We start from the raw sequence: 16113 nt of genomic DNA, 5'->3' as shown, positions 1-16113 counted from the left end.
TGCCCGGAAACAAAATTAAGAAAAGGGAGTTTTCCGCAAAAACTCCCTTTTTAACGATTGGTCAAGGACAAGATATAGAAAAATTACTTATTTTTCCGAATTCTTTTCCCTACTTTCTGCATATTCGTCAATTACTGTACCACCCCATGGTTTTGTTCCAGTGGAATATGCAGCTTTTGCGACAAGATGGGTGGTGATGGGCGTTGTCAAAAGGAAGAAGACAATACCCGCCAAAGCCCGCGAAAAAACGTCAAATTCACCCGAGTGCAGGGCCAGAGCGAGCAGAGCGATGCCCGACCCCAGCGTCCCGGCCTTGGACGCAGAATGCATGCGGGTGTAAACATCGGGAAATCGCAGCATGCCGATAGAGGCGGTCAGAACGAAGACCGCACCAAGCAACAGCATAAGCCCGACGAAGATGTCGAAAACCATGTCAAAGGTCATGCCGATCATTGTGTTCCCTCCAGTGCCTTCTTGGCGTCTGCATCAGCCATGGCAGCCTCTTCCTCGTCAAAGAATTCCGAATTGTCACCGTGGTGCAGCACAAACCGGGCGAAGGCCAGCGTTGAAAGGAAGCCGACCAGACCCAATGCAATTGCGATATCGGTATAGAGATAGAAGTTGGTCTTCACACCAATCACCGCAATGAAGCCAATGCCCACGGCAACGAGCATGTCCAACCCGATGATCCGGTCCGCCAGTGTCGGCCCCTTGATGATGCGATAAGCGGTGAACAGGAACGACAGCGACAGGATCATCAGCGTCAGCAGAATTGCGACGTCAAGAAACGAATACATGTTGATGAGCGGATCCATCAGCGGAAAGCCTCCATGATCTTGCGTTCAAAGCCGGTCTCGATGTCTTCGCGCATATCTTCCAGATCATCGATCGTTATCGCATGGATATAGAGATACTTCTTGTCGTCCGAGACATCGACAGACAGCGTCCCCGGCGTCAGGGTGATGAGGTTGGCAAGAATGGTGATTTCCAGATCCCTGTCCGTCTTCAGCTCATAGGCAAAGAAGCCGGGTTTGAGCTTGATATTCGGACAAACGGCGAGAATGGCCACCTTGGCCGCCGACTTGATCAGTTCAACGATGAACAGGATGATCAGGGCGACGATGCGTTTGACGCGCTGGAAGTAACGAAGCGTTCCCGCCTTTTCCCTGATAATGAACAGCACAATGGTGCCCAGCACGAAACCGAAAAGCAGGTTCGGTACTGTGAAGGTGCCCCCGACGGCGGCCCAAATGAGGGCTAGTAGAACGTTGACAAGAAACAGATATTTCATCAGTGCGCTCCTTCCCTGTTGCTATTGGCCCTGTTGCTATTGGCCCTGTTGCTATTGGCCCTGTTGCTGTTCGGTCCGCGGCTCTTGGCCGCTCCAGCATCCTCCTGTCCCTCCGCAGTCGCGTGATCTTCGTTCATTACCGTCCGCTGTGCGGCAACAGGACCAAACACGGCGGCAATGTAGTGATCCGGTTTCAGCAGTGTTGATGCACCATACTGGGAGACGGAGAAGACTGGCGACGGATTGACCCCGATATAGACGATCATTGCAACGAGTGCCATCACGGGTACGAACACCCGGTGGCGCACGACAGATGACAGAGTATAGAGCGGTGCGGCATCCCGCCCATCCACGGTTCCAATCGGGCCACCACGCCAGAAAGCATGAGCCCAGATGCGGCCCATGGCAATCGTCGTGATGAAACCGGACAACAGCACGGCAAAAGCCAACCAGCCATAACCTTCCTTGAGGCTTGCCTCAACGAGAATCAACTTCGGCCAGAAGCCGGAGAAAGGTGGCAGTCCCGAGGCGGCAAACACCAGTGCCAGAAACAGGATCGACAACCAGCTCGAAGCCTTGTAGCCACCGCCGAGGTCGGCAAGATTGTATTTGCCGCCATTCTTGCGCATCAGGATACCGAAGGCCAGATAGAGCGCCGTCATCACGAGAATGGAGTTGACCGCATAGAGGATCGCACCGGTAATGGCATCTTCCGTGCCGACGGCCACGCCGACCATCGAAGAGCCGATGCCGCCAACCACGAGAAAACCGAAGCTGCGGCGAACATCATTCTGGGCCAATGCACCGATCGCCCCGAAAATCATCGTCAAGGCGGCAATCCATGCAATCACGTCACTGAGCAGATCGCGCCCTTCGGGCATGACAAGCACGAGGGTGCGAATGAGCGCATAGACACCAACCTTGGTGAGCAACCCGGCGAAGATGGCTGAAACGGCGATCTTCGGGGTGTGATAGGAGGCCGGAAGCCAGAAGTTGACCGGAAAGGCCGCCGCCTTCATGGAAAAGGCCAGCAGATAGAGGGTGGCAATCGTCCCCATTGGCGCCGCACCCGCAGGCATCTCGCGCAGGCGAACAGCAATGTCGGCCATGTTCAGCGAGCCGACCGCCCCATAGAGGTAGCCGGTCGTCACCAGAAACAGGGTCGTTGCCATGAGGTTGAGGACCGCATATTTCACCGCACCGTCGATCTGTACCCGTTCACCATCAACGATCAGCAGACCGAAGGACGAAATCAGCATCACCTCGAACCAGACGTAGAGGTTGAAGATGTCGCCTGTCAGGAAGGACCCGGTGATGCCGGTCATCATCCACAACAGCGATGGATAGAAGCCGAATCGTGTCGATGTGACCGAGATATCCGCCAGCGAATAGACACACACGGTCAGGGCGACAACAGCCGAGATCAGAGCCATCAGTGCGCCGAGGGCATCGACCACGAGCGAGATGCCAAATGGCGGCATCCAGCGCCCCATGGTCATGGTCAGGGGTCCATGCTCCATGACCCGCGCCAGCAGAATGGCGTCAACCACCACCAGCATCGCCAGAAAGAAGCACGTCAGATAGCCGTGCCACTTCGCCTGATAGCGCAACATCACCAGTGAAGCACCACCGATGATGGTGATCAGGGTTGGCGCAACGATCAGCCAGTCGACTGCAGAGGTCGGAGCAACCAGCATGCCCGCCGCGAAATCAACCGCATTATCAGCATTTCCAGCCATAGCTGTTTCTCCTTAGTAGCTGACTGGAGGCAGATCTTCGTCTGCCGGTTCCGCGACACGCATTTCAACGATGTCATCGGTTCCCAACTCCTGATACGCCCGATAGGCGAGCACAAGGAGGAAGGCCAGAAATGAGAATGAAATCACGATGGCCGTCAGGATGAGTGCCTGAGGCAGAGGATTCGCAGTCGGTCCGGGAGGCACCAGTTCGCCAACCGGGATGATCGGCGGCACTTCGCGCATCAACCGCCCGCTGGTGAAAATCAGCAGGTTCACAGCATTGCCCAGCACGGCAATGCCAAGCATGATGCGGATGGTATAGCGCGACATCATCAGATAGATGCTGACGGCGAAAAAGATGCCAACGAGGATAGACAATACACCTTCCATGGTCGCTCTATTCCTCTTCCAGCTTCAGCGCGATGGATGTCAGGCTGCCCATGACAACCAAATAGACCCCAATGTCAAAGAACATCGGCGTCGAGATCGCCACTTCCACGCCCATGATGGTCGGGAAAGTCCATTGGCTGGTCATGAAGGGCTGGGCCTCGAAGAGCGACAGGATGCCCGAGGTGGCCGACAGCACAAGGCCGAATGCGGCAACCGAGATCGGATGGAAATAGAGTGCCCGGCGAACATACTGAACCCCTGCGGCAATGCCATACATCATGAATGCCGATGCCGCGATCAGGCCACCGATGAAGCCGCCACCCGGATCGTTGTGTCCGCGCAACGTGACGAAGATCGAGAACAGGATCATCAGGGCCGCCAGAAACGGCGCAGTTGTCCGGAATATCAGAGTTTGCATCACTCTGCTCCTTTCTGACCAGAGGTCGCTTCGTCAAGGCTGACAGGATGGGTAGATACCGCCTTCGGCTTTCGGGCCATGCGCCCGGTGCCGAGCGTCAGGGTATGAACACAGAGCGCGGTGATCGTTACGACGGCAATCTCGCCCAGCGTATCGAAGCCGCGGAAATCGACTATGATGACGTTGACGATGTTGCGGCCATGCGCGATGGCGCGGCTGTATTCGGTAAAGAACTCGCTGAGATGCCAATTGAACGTCCCTTGCGTCACCGACATCAGCAGCAGGCAGAAGCCGAGACCAACCAGAATGGACAGGCTGGCATCAAGGGCGATCTGCGGGCCGGGCCGCTTGTCATGTTCCTTGAGCGACAGGCGGTTCATGATGAGGGCGATGATCACGACCGACAGGGTTTCGACCATAAACTGGGTGAAACTCAGGTCCGGTGCGCCGAACAGCAGGAAGATCAGTGCCACCGCAAAGCCCTGGATGCCAAGGGAAACAATCGCCGTGAGGCGTGTCTTGGCGACCAGCAGCGCATAAAGACCGACAACGGCAAGCCCCAGCGTCGACCACTCATAGATATAGAGGTCCGGCATGGTGGGCCAGTCAGGCAATTCATCAAAGGCGATCATCGGCACAAGCAGCGCCACTGCGATGGTTGCGAAGGTGGCCGCCAGATAAACCTCCATGTTGCCGCTCTGCAAGAGCCGCACTGTGCGAGCGGAAAAACGCACCAGACCGGCAATGAAGATATCGAAGAAGCTGTCTGGCCCCTCCCCCAGAAAGCGGATGAGGACGCCACGGGTGCTGCGGATAGCCTCGTATTTGAAATAGAAGCCAACGCCCAGGGCGATGGTCATCAGCGACAGCATGAAGGCGAAGTTGACATGGACCGCACCGATGCCGATCTGCAGGTGACCGTGATGACCGTGGACGACATTGGCCATCGGGCGCAGCAGTTCCGCTCCCACGAAGTCGCCGAACAGCATTGACAGCAGTCCGAGGCTGGCAAGAGCCACCGGCCCGGCAACCAGCAGCACCGGCCCTTCATGGGCATGTTTCGGCGTCTTTACCGCTTCCCCTATGAAAGGCTTCAGAGCCACGACAAAGGCCGCGCCAAACATCATGGCGTTGCCCAGAACGGCGGTCAGGGTAAGGAACAGGGCCGGAGCGTTGGTGCCGATGAGGCCCGCATAGATCTCTTCCTTGGCGATGAAGCCAATGAACGGCCACAACCCGCCCATCGACAGGGCACAGGCAACCGCAGCGTAGAAGGAGAAGGGCATTGCCCGGCGCAAGCCGCCAAGGCGGGTGACATCGCGTGTCCCCGCTTCATGGTCAATGGTGCCGACGATCATGAAGAAGCCACCCTTGAACAGGGCATGGGCAAACAGATAAACCACGGCACCGGTGATGGCCGTTTCGTTGGAGGTACCAACCAGCATCACCAAAAGGCCCAGCGAAGCAATCGTCGTATAGGCGAGGGTCAGCTTTAAGTCTGTCTGGCGCAGGCTCATCCAGGTTCCCATGATCAGTGTCACGCCGCCAAAGATTGGCAGGATGGTCGTCCAGAGTGCTGTGTCTCCCATGACCGGATGCACGCGCATCAACAGATAGACGCCCGCCTTGACCATGGTGGCTGAATGGAGATAGGCCGAGACCGGGGTTGGGGCTTCCATGGCATTGCGCAGCCAGTAGTGGAACGGGAATTGTGCGGATTTGGTAAAGGCACCGCCAAGCAACAACAGCAGCATGGGAACATAAAGGCTGCTGTCGCGCAGCACGTCGCCCTTGCCGAGCAGCTCGCTCATTTCCATCGTGCCACCGGCATGATACATCAGCAGAAGCCCCGCCAGCAGCGCAAGGCCACCACCGCCCGTCACGATCAGCGCCTGCAACGCAGCCCGGCGAGACCTCTCTTCCTTGTGATTGAAACCGATTAGCAGGAAGGATGTGATCGAGGTCAGCTCCCAGTAGATGAACAGGGTCATCAGGTTGTCGGCCAGCACGACACCAATCATCGAGCCCATGAACAGGAACATGAAGCTGAGAAAGCGGCCCTGATCGGCATGGCCATTCAAATAGCCGCCGGAATAGAGAATGATCAGGGTGCCGATACCGGAGATCAGCAAGGCAAAGACGAGGCTCAATCCATCAACAAAGAGCGAATACTGAATGCCATAGTACGGCAACCACTCGATCGGCGTGATATTGACGCCATGTCCCGAGGTTGCGACCGTGCCGATGAACTGGCAAAGATAAATGAAGATCCCGGCAGGCACCATGGCCAGCAGCCAGGCGCTGTTGTGACCAAGGGCCTTCTTGAGATATGGCGCCACCACTGCTGCCGCGAAGGGCGTCGCCAACACCAGGTTGAGCCCGCCACCAAATTCAAACGCCATGCGTCATCCTCACCAAACTATCCATATGGCCAGTGCGCCCAAGGAGCCACTTGACCTTCTCGTTCTTTTGCGTTGTCGGCATTTTGCCAAAAATAACCCACCAACCCATTAAGCCCTACAGAAAGTTGCGCACCAAGTGCAAAACCTGCCCTAATCTTGCGCATCCTTTGTGCGTTCTGCCGGGCTTACTTGAAACTCTGCGACAAATTCGCAAAGTTTTCTCTGCGTGCGCTCGCGATACAAAACAACTGCATCACAATCCGGCAAAAATCTTCGAGATAAGATATTCAATGCCCAAGCCGAATCTCTTCCCTCGAAACTTGACGTTTCATACCGTTCGAAACACCAACGATGCGTTAGCCTTTAGAATAAGGCCCGCTATCCCTATATGATTTAGGACAAGAGGGCCATACATTGAAGCCCTGAGGTTCAATTAGGGTCAAGCATTACGCCAAAGTTTAACGGACCGCCTTTACATGATTTAAGTGTCCCTTGAAGGAGTAAGGTTATGTCAAAAGACTTAAAGAAAGAAGAAGAGTGGAAGCAGACGCTAACACCGGAACAATACCGGGTTATGCGACAACATGGCACAGAACGCCCCGGCACCTCTCCTCTCAATCTGGAGTACAGGCAAGGTGAATATTACTGCGTTGCTTGCGGGAACCTGTTGTTTAACTCGAATTCGAAGTTCGATGCAGGCTGTGGTTGGCCCAGTTTTTATGAAACGGCCGATTCTGAAGCCGTTTCCGAGCATTCCGATCACACACATTTTATGGAGAGAACGGAAATTCGTTGTGCAAACTGCGGCTCACACCTTGGGCATGTCTTCGAAGATGGCCCGATGCCGACCGGTCTGCGCTATTGCATGAACGGAGTGGCGTTGCGATTCGAACCGGAAGACGAGTGACCAAGCCATAACCCGGTTCTTTGCATGCATTGCTACAAGAGACGGATTGCCGACTTGCATTTTCCGGGTGCGGCCTTAATGTCCCCCTGCCCGGTGCCCAACGGCCCGGCCAGATGACGCGGCCTGTTCGGCCGACCGGAGTGACCCGAGCCAGAGGAGATGACCATGGCAGCACAAGAGAAGGCTTCCTGCTCCAAAAATTCGCCCTGCATCCTGACCTATTTCATGCTGGCGATTTCTCTGGGCGGCTTCATATATGCAGGGCTGGGCTGGATCGGGTTGCAGGAGGCGCAAATTCCCTCGTCCTGGCGCGCTGTATCAGGGCAGGTTCTGGAGAGCCATGTCGACAGCCTCACCAAACCCAATGCCAACGGCACCCCGATAGAGATGTTCGTGCCCAAGGTACGCTATCGCTATGAGGTCGACGGCTCCTTCTTCATCGGTGACCAGCTCAGCCGCAACCATCCGCCCCGCACCTTGAAGGGGGTGGCGGAAACGGAAATCGAGAGCCTCGGTCAGGGAACCAATGTCACGGTTCACTACAATCCGGAAGCACCGGAAGAGGCCGTCTTGCGCAAGGCCGACACCATCGGTGCCATGCAGGCGCTTTCTGCCGGGTTGGTCATCGCCCTGTCAACCCTTGCCTTCGCAGTCATTTCGATCCGGCGTCCGAGACGATCCGAAGCCTGAAAACCGTCCCCCCGGAAAACAGAACAGCCCGCCACAACAAGGGGCGGGCTTTTGTTTGGAAGCGTCAGTCGACCTGCAATAACCGGTCAGTTCTTGGTATAGCAGGCCTTGTCCATGTCGATGGCTTCGACACTGACGGACACGCCTGATCCGACAGCAGCCGAAACCGTTTCGCGCAAGGCGGCGATAAGGGTCTGTTTCTGCTCCACCGTTCTGCCCGCAAACATCCTTGCATCGATATGGACGAACGGCTTGTCGGTTCCGCCCGTCACGAAGGCATCGACAGGCAGCGCGCGGGACTTGATAGCAGATGGCGTGAACAGGCCGGACTTTTCTGCGGTATCCCAGACAGACTTCACAAGAACCTTGATGTCGGTTTTGTCTTCGATTTCTCTGGCGTAGGTAATGATCATGTGTGGCATGATGCGTCTCCTTGTCTGCGCGGCCCGATGGATAAGGCCGGAGGGGTCGCGGGTGTTGGGTCTATTGCTATCATCTATGAAAGATTTTGCAACCAGTCTCCTCAACCTGTTAGCATTGGTTCCATCGCGCCATGAACAGGTGTTCAGTGTTCGCTGCCCTTTTGAGGTGGACCTTGAACATTGGCTCCGAAAATCATAGGTGTATGCAGAATTTTCCTGCCGTTTGATAAGGTCATTACAATGTCAGAACCAATTGCAACGTCGTTTGCCAAAGCAGCCTTCCCTCTTGACGCCCCCCGCGCAGAGAAGCGCCCGCACCGCGTGGCCCATCATGGCCTTGAGCTGATTGATGACTATGCCTGGCTTCGAGCGGACAACTGGCAGGATGTTATGCATGAGGGCCGAGCGGTTCTGAACCGTGACATCGAAGCCTACCTTGAGGCGGAAAACGCCTATACCGAAAAGGAAATGGCCGATACCGAAGCGCTTCAGGAAGTCCTGTTCGAGGAAATGAAGGGCCGGATCAAGGAAGATGACAGCTCCGTGCCAGCGCCTGATGGTCCCTATGCCTACGCCTCGCGCCATGTCGCCGGTGGCCAGTATCCGCTCTATGTCCGCACCCCACGGGATGGCGGCGAGGAAGAGGTGCTGCTGGATGGCAACAAGGAAGCCGAAGGGCAGGATTTTTTCCGCCTTGCATCAACCTCACACAGCCCGGATCATCTCAAGCTGGCATGGGCGGTGGACACCAAGGGTTCGGAATTCTTCACTATCCGCGTTCGCGATCTGAGCACCGGCGAGGAAATGGAAGACCTTTTGGAGCGCACCACCGGCGCTGCCGTCTGGAGCGAAGACAGCACCCACATCTATTACACGCTGCAGGATGACAACCACCGCCCGAGCCGGGTCTATCGCCACAAGCTCGGAGCCTCGCAGGAAGACGACGAGCTGCTTTATGAAGAAGCGGATGCCGGTTTCTTTGTCGGTCTGGGCAAGAGCCAGTCGGGCAAATATATCTTCATCCAGTGCCACGACCACGAAACCAGCGAATGCTACTTCCTCTCTGCCGAGGACAACAGAAGCAAGCCGCTCCTGATCGCTGCGCGCGAGACCGGCATCGAATACAGCGTCGATGAAGGTCAGGGCATCTTCTATATCCTTACCAACGCTGGCGACGCCGAGGACTTCAAGCTGGTCACGGCATCCCCAACGCAGCCGGGCCGCGCCCATTGGCAGGATCTGGTACCCCATCACACCGGTCGCCTGCTGATCAGCCACAGCATCTTCAAGGATTTTCTGGTCTGGATGGAACGGGAAAACGGCCTGCCACGTATCCAGATCCGCAATATCCGGACCGGTGCGGTGCACCCGATTGCCTTCGAAGAAGAGGCCTATTCGCTCGGGTTCCACGGCTCCATGGAATTTGACACCGACATCATCCGCTTTTCCTACTCCTCGATGACAACCCCAAGCCGGATCTATGACTACAACATGGCAACGCGCTCACGGGTGTTGCGCAAGGAGCAGGAAGTGCCGTCCGGACACAATCCCGATGACTATGTCACGCGCCGCCTGATGGCTCCTGCCCACGATGGCGAGCTCGTACCGGTCACGCTGCTCTATCGCAAGGATACCGCGCTGGACGGCTCGGCCCCCTGCCTGCTCTATGGCTATGGCTCCTATGGCATCTCCATTCCGGCAAGCTTCTCGACGACTGCCCTGTCGCTGGTCGACCGCGGCTTTGTCTATGCCATCGCCCATATCCGTGGCGGCAAGGAGAAGGGCTTTGCCTGGTACAGCAATGGCAAGCGCGAGACCAAGACCAACACCTTCAAGGACTTCATTTCGGCAGGCGAGTTTCTGGTGGCAGAAGGCTTCACCTCCGCAGGCAAGATCGTGGCAGAAGGCGGGTCTGCTGGTGGCATGCTGATGGGAGCTGTCAGCAACATGGCTCCGTCCCTCTTCTCCGGCATTCTGTCGATCGTTCCATTTGTTGACGTGCTCAACACGATGCTTGATGACACCCTGCCGCTGACGCCTCCGGAATGGCCGGAATGGGGCAACCCGATCGAATCGAAAGAAGATTTCGAGTTCATTGCTGCCTACAGCCCGTATGACAATGTCACCGAACAGGACTACCCGGCCATTCTCGCCGTCGGCGGCCTGACCGATCCGCGGGTGACCTATTGGGAACCAGCCAAGTGGGTTGCCAAGCTGCGCGAAAAGCGGACCAATGAAAATCTGCTGCTGCTGAAGATCAACATGGGCAGCGGACATGCTGGCGCTTCGGGGCGCTTCGATCGTCTGAAGGAAACCGCCCTTGAATATGCCTTTGCCATCAAGGTGAGCGGCAAGCTCTGAGGCAGATCCTGCCCCGACATGAAAAGGCCGCCTGCAATTTTTGCAGACGGCCTTTTGTTTTATCCTTGATCTGTCCGTCTTGCGGGCCGCCACTGCACGGGTGGGAGGTCAGCGCTTGGCAATAGCGGCAACGCGTTTGACCAGTTCCTTGATCGGACCGCCACTCATATAGGCTTTGAGAGCAAGAGCCCCTAGAGGAGTCCGTGCCCGCGCCATCAGTCGCAGCCGGGTCGGCTTGGCTCCGAAGCTGGCCTTGTAGCGCTCGTCACCGATCGTGAAATCGGCTCGCGTGTCACCACACTCGACCCTGTGCGCCAGAATATAATCAATCAGATGCAGGCCCGGGGACATCTTGCCATAGGCATCATTGTCCATCCCCGCCAGAATGAAGTGATAGCAGTGATCCTTGAGAAACCCCAGCTCGATGCCGACAATGTCATCGCCCACATAAAGGGCGGTCACTTCAGCAAGACCGGTTTCTTCCCCCTCGATGGCAACGGCACAGTAGAAGTCATAATAGGCCTGCTCCAGAAACAGGTCTTCGGGATAGCGGGACCGTCTTTGCTCTTGCAAAAGGCTCATCGCCGTGAGGATTGCCTGTTCGCCGGAAATGACCTTCAGGACCACGTCTCCCTGCTGTTCCAGCTTTTTAAACTTGCGGCGCAGCCCAGTTCGGAAACTCTTTGAAAGAACTTCGTTGCGCCAGTCCTCATAGGGAGCCCAAATCGGCATGTCGTGGCAGGAGGAAATCATGTCGGCGACAATCACCTTGCCCAGCAGATGCGCAAGCACCCTGCTGTCGCCCTTCATCTTGCGAAAGAAGATCAAATGGCAGGGTTTCATCAGCTTGAGGACTTCGGCGCTGATTGCGTCATCTGCCAAAAGGGTTTCCTCGCAGTCTGGCCGCAACACGATGGCATTGTAATCGGCAGTGCCCAGATCGGCAGGCTCGACACACGAAAGCCCTGCGTAAGAGGTTCGCATCAAGGGCAGCACAAGGCAAAGGCTGTCGTCACGCTGATCACGAACCGTGATCACCAGAGGTCGCACACCACAGGCGGGCGCAAGCTTGGCATAGAGCAGAGAAAGCCACTGCGGATCCTGAAAAACGGTCGCGTCGCTTGCTTCGAACAGGGTTCGATAATCAGATCCCTCGAAATCGAAGTGATCGTGGGCCTCGACTTTATAGGACTTGCTGAGAGGCACGTCCGGTCTCCTTCGGTAAAGCTCTACAATGCAATCTTTGCCAGTCGGCCAGTTCAAAACCCGTCGCTGCAGTCAGCAACCTCAGGCAACTCAGAAACACCATCAAGTAGTAGCGAGGCGTGTCCTCTAAAATGCTTAATTTAAGACGCTCCCTTGCTTTCAGATACCTGCGATTGATTTGTTGCGGGAGACGTTTGTGAAAAGCATATGCTGCTAAAGTTCACATATATTTAAAATTAAAAGAAGAATCGAAAAAAGTTACAATCATTACAGAGTTCCCGGCAGGCAGAACTCAGCACGTGCGCAGAAGATGAGACACCTTCCGCGCGCGTGAATCTTGAAGGAAAAGCTGTCAGGTTCAGCCTAGATCAACCGGCGATATTCGATCATCCGGGCACGGCTGAGCACCAGTTCGAACCGGTCCTTGTCAAGCAAGTTGAGGCAGATGCGTTTGGTCCAGAGGCTGTCCTTGAGAGTGAACAGGTAACGTCCACCTCCAACAGATTGCAGCGGCATCGTCTGACGCGTCGGCCCCACGCCCATGACAACATTGCCGTTTTCGATGGAGAGAAAGGCGCCCTCCTCGTTGTGCCAGATGCCAGCAAGTTCACTCTTCTGGTCCTCGTCAGGCGCCGTTGGTGCGACCGGCAACAGGCGACGGAGAACATGTCCGATCGTGCCCACCAGAGCCTCGCCGTCCCATTCAAGCGCCAGTTCGGAGGTCGCCGAAAGCGACGAAACAGTCTTGCCGTCAGCTTCATAGAGCGTGCCGCCATCGTCGATCCAGGTCGCCGTGCTGCCTGCAACTTCCAGCCAGAAGGGGCCGTCCTTTGAGACATAGAGGCCATCGGGAATCCGGTCGCTTGCAGCAGATGGCATCGGCAGGCCAAGCAGAGCCGCCATGACCCTTGAGGCCGAGCCGCGCGAATCCACCTCGTCCCGGTTGGACAGCAGGACGACACCCGTTCCGCTCTCCCGGTCCATCATGATATAGGCCTTGTAGCCGGGGTGGCTGCCGCCATGGCCGATCAATACGCGATCGCCAAGGAGAGTGTCCGTGATGCCGAGGCCGTAGCCCGTAACGGTGCCATTCTTCAGATGGCGCGGGGCGGAAAGCGTGTCGAGAACACCAGAGAAGATGCCTTCACCAGCCATCAAGGCGCGCAGCCACTTGCTCATGTCGCAAGCACTACCTGCCAGACTGCCCGAGGCAGAAATCTGCAAACCGGCAGAAGACAATAGCCATTTTTCGCCGTTGAACCAGTAACCGGGATAAAGATCCTTCACCGGATCGGCCCACAGGTGCGGTGCATCGAAGGAGGTGCCCAGCAGGCTGTTGACCTCATTCTCAAGGAAGGATTTCAGGAACACACCCTTGCGTTCCAGAATGATCTCCACCAGCCGGTAGCCGGTGTTGGAATAGGAAACCTCGGTGCCTGCCTCGAAATTGAGTCGCGTCTGACGCGCCATGAAGGCATGGTTCTCGGCGCTGCCGGTTTCATTATAGACCGAGAGCCCCAGAAGCGTCAGGCATTCACGCATGTCGGGCAAACCGCCGCTCATGTCCAGCGCCTGACTAACGGTAACGTCCGCGAGCGGAGCGGAGAGTTCAGGCAGATGGTCACCCAACCGGTCATCAAGCGACAAGAGTTGCGGATGCTGAAGCACCAGCGTGCAGAAAACATGCTTGGTTATGGAGGCAAAGCGGCCGACGCTGTTGACGGAGAAAGCCTTGCCGGAATTGAGATTTTCAAGACCGGCGCAGACGCTCATGCGGTCGCCGTCCTTGTCGAACCCGAGGATGATACCGCCGGGTTCATTCGCGGCCCATTGAGCGCAGATGGCTTGAGCCGCGCGTTCGGCTTCCTGCCAGTTGGGTGCATTGGTCATGATATTGCTCTTTTTCTTGAATGATTTGCGGGAACAGGACTGACAAGGGCAGCCTCTTTGGCAAGCGACAGGTCTGGCTTTCGGCAGGCTTGGGGCCCTTTCTTTTCGCCAATTGCCAGGGAGAAATCAAGCCATACGGGGTTTTCCAAACCATAATGTTTCACTAAGCTCTCGGCTACCCGGCCCTTGTTGCAGAGGCGCGGGAATTCTGTCATAGAATCAACGGGTGGTTCAGACTGCCGGGGGCCGCACTTCTCTGCACCCTTTTTCAGGCAACAGCCACCGGAGACAAGACCAAATGCAAGCGATGGATAGTGCCACCAATAGTGATCAGACGCGCAAGACGCTGTTGTTCTTCGCGCCTGAAGTGCAGGACGCTGCAATATTGAACGCCTATGAGATCTATCTGCATCACCTCTCGCACAGTGAGCTGTTTGACATCACGATCATGGCGCCCAATGGTTCGCCCTTTGGCGAGGAAGCACGTACCATGGGCTACCGGATGTATCCGGTATCGGACTTTTCCCGCAAGCTGCTGCTCAGAACGCCCCAGCTCTGGCCGATCCTGACCGCGACCCGGCGCTTCCGTTTCGACTATGCCATCTGCCACGAGGCCTTCGGTTGTCGCGGGTTGTCCCACATTGCGCGCAAGGTGATCGGGGTCTGTCATGACGACATGTATGAAGGCTTCAAGAACGCCAGCCGCATGGTTGCCATCACGTCGAGCCTCGCAGAAGAGGCCAAGGCCCATTTCGAGGGACAGGTTCCCGTCGACGTGCTGCCCTACCCCTATGAATGCCAGTTTACGGAGATCACCCCGCTGCCGGAAGGAGATGACGCTCCGCTGACCATTGGTGCCAGCGGTCCATTCCTCGAAGGCGATGGCCTCGGGATCTTCATTCACGCTGCCCAGCTGTTGCATCAGAGCAGTCCGGATGCCCGTTTTGTCATCGCCGGACAGGGACCGCTTGAGCATGAGCTCAAGGAGCTCTCGGACCATATTGCCCCCTTCATCGACTTTGCCGGGCCGATGGATGCTTCGGAAATGGCCGAGGCTTTTGACATCTACTGCCTTGCCGCCTCCAACGCGCCCTATTCCGTCCCCCTGTGCCAGATGATGGACGCCGGCATCGCCTGTGTTTCCACCTGTGCCAGCGGCCCGATGGATATCCTCAAGGGAGGGATGGTTGCGCCACTGGTGCCCATGAGCGACTCCTTCCTGCTGGCCGTCAAGCTGCAGGAACTGCTGGAAGACCGGCCACAGATCGAGAGAATCAAGAAGGCCTGTTTCGATCGCATCCGTGAAGAAGATTTCTCCCCCCGTATTTTCGAAGAAAAGCTGATTTCGCTGTTTGGCATGGAACAAAAGGCTTTCTCGCGCATTGATTGAGAAAGTGATAGGCTCGTGAGCCTCTCATGATTGGGATTCCCGACACCAGCAAACAGAAAGTTTGTGAATTTAGAACCATTTCAAGAAATTGTTGTCGCTTTGCTCTTGTGGTCCAGAGCGCCAGCCACTATTTTTTGATCAAGATCAAAATTCGCCGACTTCAAGCGCCGGTGCCTGTCTAATAAATGGAGATATTTCAATGGCTTTTGAACTTCCCGAACTTCCTTATGCCTATGATGCACTTGGCGATTTCATGTCTGCAGAGACGCTGGAATTTCACCATGACAAACACCATCTGGCCTATGTCACCAACGGCAACAACCTGCTCAAAGACTCTGGCCTCGAAGGCAAGAGCCTTGAAGATGTCGTGAAAGAAAGCTTCGGCAAGAATGCCGGTCTGTTCAACAACGCCGCTCAGCACTACAACCATCTGCATTTCTGGAAATGGATGAAGCCGGTTGCCAAACAGGGCCTCATTCCGGGCGTTCTGGCCACCAAGATCGAGGAAGACCTCGGCGGCATGGACAAGTTCCGCGCTGATTTCATCAATGCAGGTATCACCCAGTTCGGTTCCGGTTGGGCATGGCTGGCGCTGGTTGACGGCAAGCTGGTCGTGACCAAGACACCAAACGGTGAGAACCCGTTGGTTCACGGCGGCACGCCGCTGCTCGGCTGCGACGTCTGGGAGCATTCCTACTATATCGACTACCGCAACGCGCGCCCGAAATATCTCGAAGCCTGGTTCGACAATCTGGTCAACTGGGAATATGTCGCCGAGTTGCTGGAAGCTGCTTCCTAATCGGCTCAACTGACTACAGTTGGTTCACTACACCTTTTGCTTCATGCAAAAAAGAACCCCGTCTCGGTGAGGCGGGGTTTCTTGTATCTACACTAAACCTCCACCTACGGTGGAGGACTGGACAAGTTCTACAATATCGGTAAGAGACCTCCTCACTTGAACCATTGGCGTGGTTTGAAGATCAAATGAGGAGGTTTTTATGGACGAA

General features: G+C 56.1%; 15 protein-coding genes. 5 read left to right on the top strand and 10 right to left on the bottom strand.

The features are described 5' to 3' along the window. Positions 1 to 87: 87 nt before the first annotated feature. From mnhG to DSL70_RS13140, 7 genes are read right to left on the bottom strand one after another with little or no spacing between them, the layout of a single operon-like run. On the bottom strand, positions 88 to 453 hold the full coding sequence (gene mnhG, locus DSL70_RS13170; protein ID WP_119308422.1) for a monovalent cation/H(+) antiporter subunit G: 366 nt from the start codon (positions 451 to 453) through the stop codon (positions 88 to 90). Beyond that, positions 450 to 815: a cation:proton antiporter gene (locus DSL70_RS13165; protein ID WP_119308421.1), complete on the bottom strand. Its 366-nt coding sequence runs from the start codon at positions 813 to 815 to the stop codon at positions 450 to 452. The genes mnhG and DSL70_RS13165 overlap by 4 nt, the downstream gene beginning before the upstream one ends. After that, positions 815 to 1291: a Na+/H+ antiporter subunit E gene (locus DSL70_RS13160; protein ID WP_119308420.1), complete on the bottom strand. Its 477-nt coding sequence runs from the start codon at positions 1289 to 1291 to the stop codon at positions 815 to 817. The genes DSL70_RS13165 and DSL70_RS13160 overlap by 1 nt, the downstream gene beginning before the upstream one ends. Beyond that, positions 1291 to 3030: a Na+/H+ antiporter subunit D gene (locus DSL70_RS13155; RefSeq protein ID WP_119308419.1), complete on the bottom strand. Its 1740-nt coding sequence runs from the start codon at positions 3028 to 3030 to the stop codon at positions 1291 to 1293. The genes DSL70_RS13160 and DSL70_RS13155 overlap by 1 nt, the downstream gene beginning before the upstream one ends. A 12-nt stretch (positions 3031 to 3042) precedes the next feature. Then, the gene (locus DSL70_RS13150; protein ID WP_119308418.1) at positions 3043 to 3420 is read right to left on the bottom strand and encodes a Na+/H+ antiporter subunit C; all 378 of its coding nucleotides are present in this window, start codon (positions 3418 to 3420) and stop codon (positions 3043 to 3045) included. A 7-nt stretch (positions 3421 to 3427) separates the two neighbouring features. Further along, on the bottom strand, positions 3428 to 3838 hold the full coding sequence (locus DSL70_RS13145; RefSeq protein WP_119308417.1) for a Na+/H+ antiporter subunit B: 411 nt from the start codon (positions 3836 to 3838) through the stop codon (positions 3428 to 3430). After that, positions 3838 to 6240: a putative monovalent cation/H+ antiporter subunit A gene (locus DSL70_RS13140; RefSeq protein ID WP_119308416.1), complete on the bottom strand. Its 2403-nt coding sequence runs from the start codon at positions 6238 to 6240 to the stop codon at positions 3838 to 3840. The genes DSL70_RS13145 and DSL70_RS13140 overlap by 1 nt, the downstream gene beginning before the upstream one ends. Before the next feature lie 508 nt (positions 6241 to 6748). Here DSL70_RS13140 and msrB point away from each other — a divergent pair. Then, positions 6749 to 7147 carry a peptide-methionine (R)-S-oxide reductase MsrB gene (gene msrB / locus DSL70_RS13135; RefSeq protein ID WP_119308415.1) on the top strand — a complete coding sequence of 133 codons (399 nt, stop codon included), beginning with the start codon at positions 6749 to 6751 and terminating at the stop codon, positions 7145 to 7147. A 165-nt stretch (positions 7148 to 7312) separates the two neighbouring features. Continuing rightward, the gene (locus DSL70_RS13130) at positions 7313 to 7837 is read left to right on the top strand and encodes a DUF3592 domain-containing protein (RefSeq protein WP_162916675.1); all 525 of its coding nucleotides are present in this window, start codon (positions 7313 to 7315) and stop codon (positions 7835 to 7837) included. A gap of 86 nt (positions 7838 to 7923) precedes the next feature. Here DSL70_RS13130 and DSL70_RS13125 read toward each other — a convergent pair whose 3' ends face one another. After that, positions 7924 to 8259 carry a 5-carboxymethyl-2-hydroxymuconate Delta-isomerase gene (locus DSL70_RS13125; RefSeq protein ID WP_162916673.1) on the bottom strand — a complete coding sequence of 112 codons (336 nt, stop codon included), beginning with the start codon at positions 8257 to 8259 and terminating at the stop codon, positions 7924 to 7926. Between the two features lie 240 nt (positions 8260 to 8499). Here DSL70_RS13125 and DSL70_RS13120 point away from each other — a divergent pair, with 240 nt between their 5' ends. Continuing rightward, the gene (locus DSL70_RS13120; RefSeq protein ID WP_119308412.1) at positions 8500 to 10620 is read left to right on the top strand and encodes a S9 family peptidase; all 2121 of its coding nucleotides are present in this window, start codon (positions 8500 to 8502) and stop codon (positions 10618 to 10620) included. A gap of 108 nt (positions 10621 to 10728) precedes the next feature. Here DSL70_RS13120 and DSL70_RS13115 read toward each other — a convergent pair whose 3' ends face one another. Together DSL70_RS13115 and DSL70_RS13110 are read right to left on the bottom strand one after the other, a co-directional pair. Then, positions 10729 to 11826 carry a GNAT family N-acetyltransferase gene (locus DSL70_RS13115; RefSeq protein ID WP_119308411.1) on the bottom strand — a complete coding sequence of 366 codons (1098 nt, stop codon included), beginning with the start codon at positions 11824 to 11826 and terminating at the stop codon, positions 10729 to 10731. A 363-nt stretch (positions 11827 to 12189) separates the two neighbouring features. Continuing rightward, positions 12190 to 13716: a serine hydrolase domain-containing protein gene (locus DSL70_RS13110; protein WP_119308410.1), complete on the bottom strand. Its 1527-nt coding sequence runs from the start codon at positions 13714 to 13716 to the stop codon at positions 12190 to 12192. 298 nt (positions 13717 to 14014) lie between these two features. Between DSL70_RS13110 and DSL70_RS13105 the strand changes: the two genes are divergently transcribed. Further along, positions 14015 to 15106 carry a glycosyltransferase family 4 protein gene (locus DSL70_RS13105; RefSeq protein WP_119308409.1) on the top strand — a complete coding sequence of 364 codons (1092 nt, stop codon included), beginning with the start codon at positions 14015 to 14017 and terminating at the stop codon, positions 15104 to 15106. A 199-nt stretch (positions 15107 to 15305) separates the two neighbouring features. Further along, positions 15306 to 15905, top strand: coding sequence for a superoxide dismutase (locus DSL70_RS13100; RefSeq protein ID WP_119308408.1), 600 nt, complete (start codon positions 15306 to 15308; stop codon positions 15903 to 15905). Positions 15906 to 16113: the final 208 nt, after the last annotated feature.

Origin of the sequence: Cohaesibacter haloalkalitolerans (assembly GCF_003574655.1) — a bacterium.
Classification (GTDB): Bacteria; Pseudomonadota; Alphaproteobacteria; order Rhizobiales; family Cohaesibacteraceae; genus Cohaesibacter; species Cohaesibacter haloalkalitolerans.
Note: the sequence above shows the minus strand (reverse complement) of the source record. Positions and strands in the feature narration are given on the sequence as shown.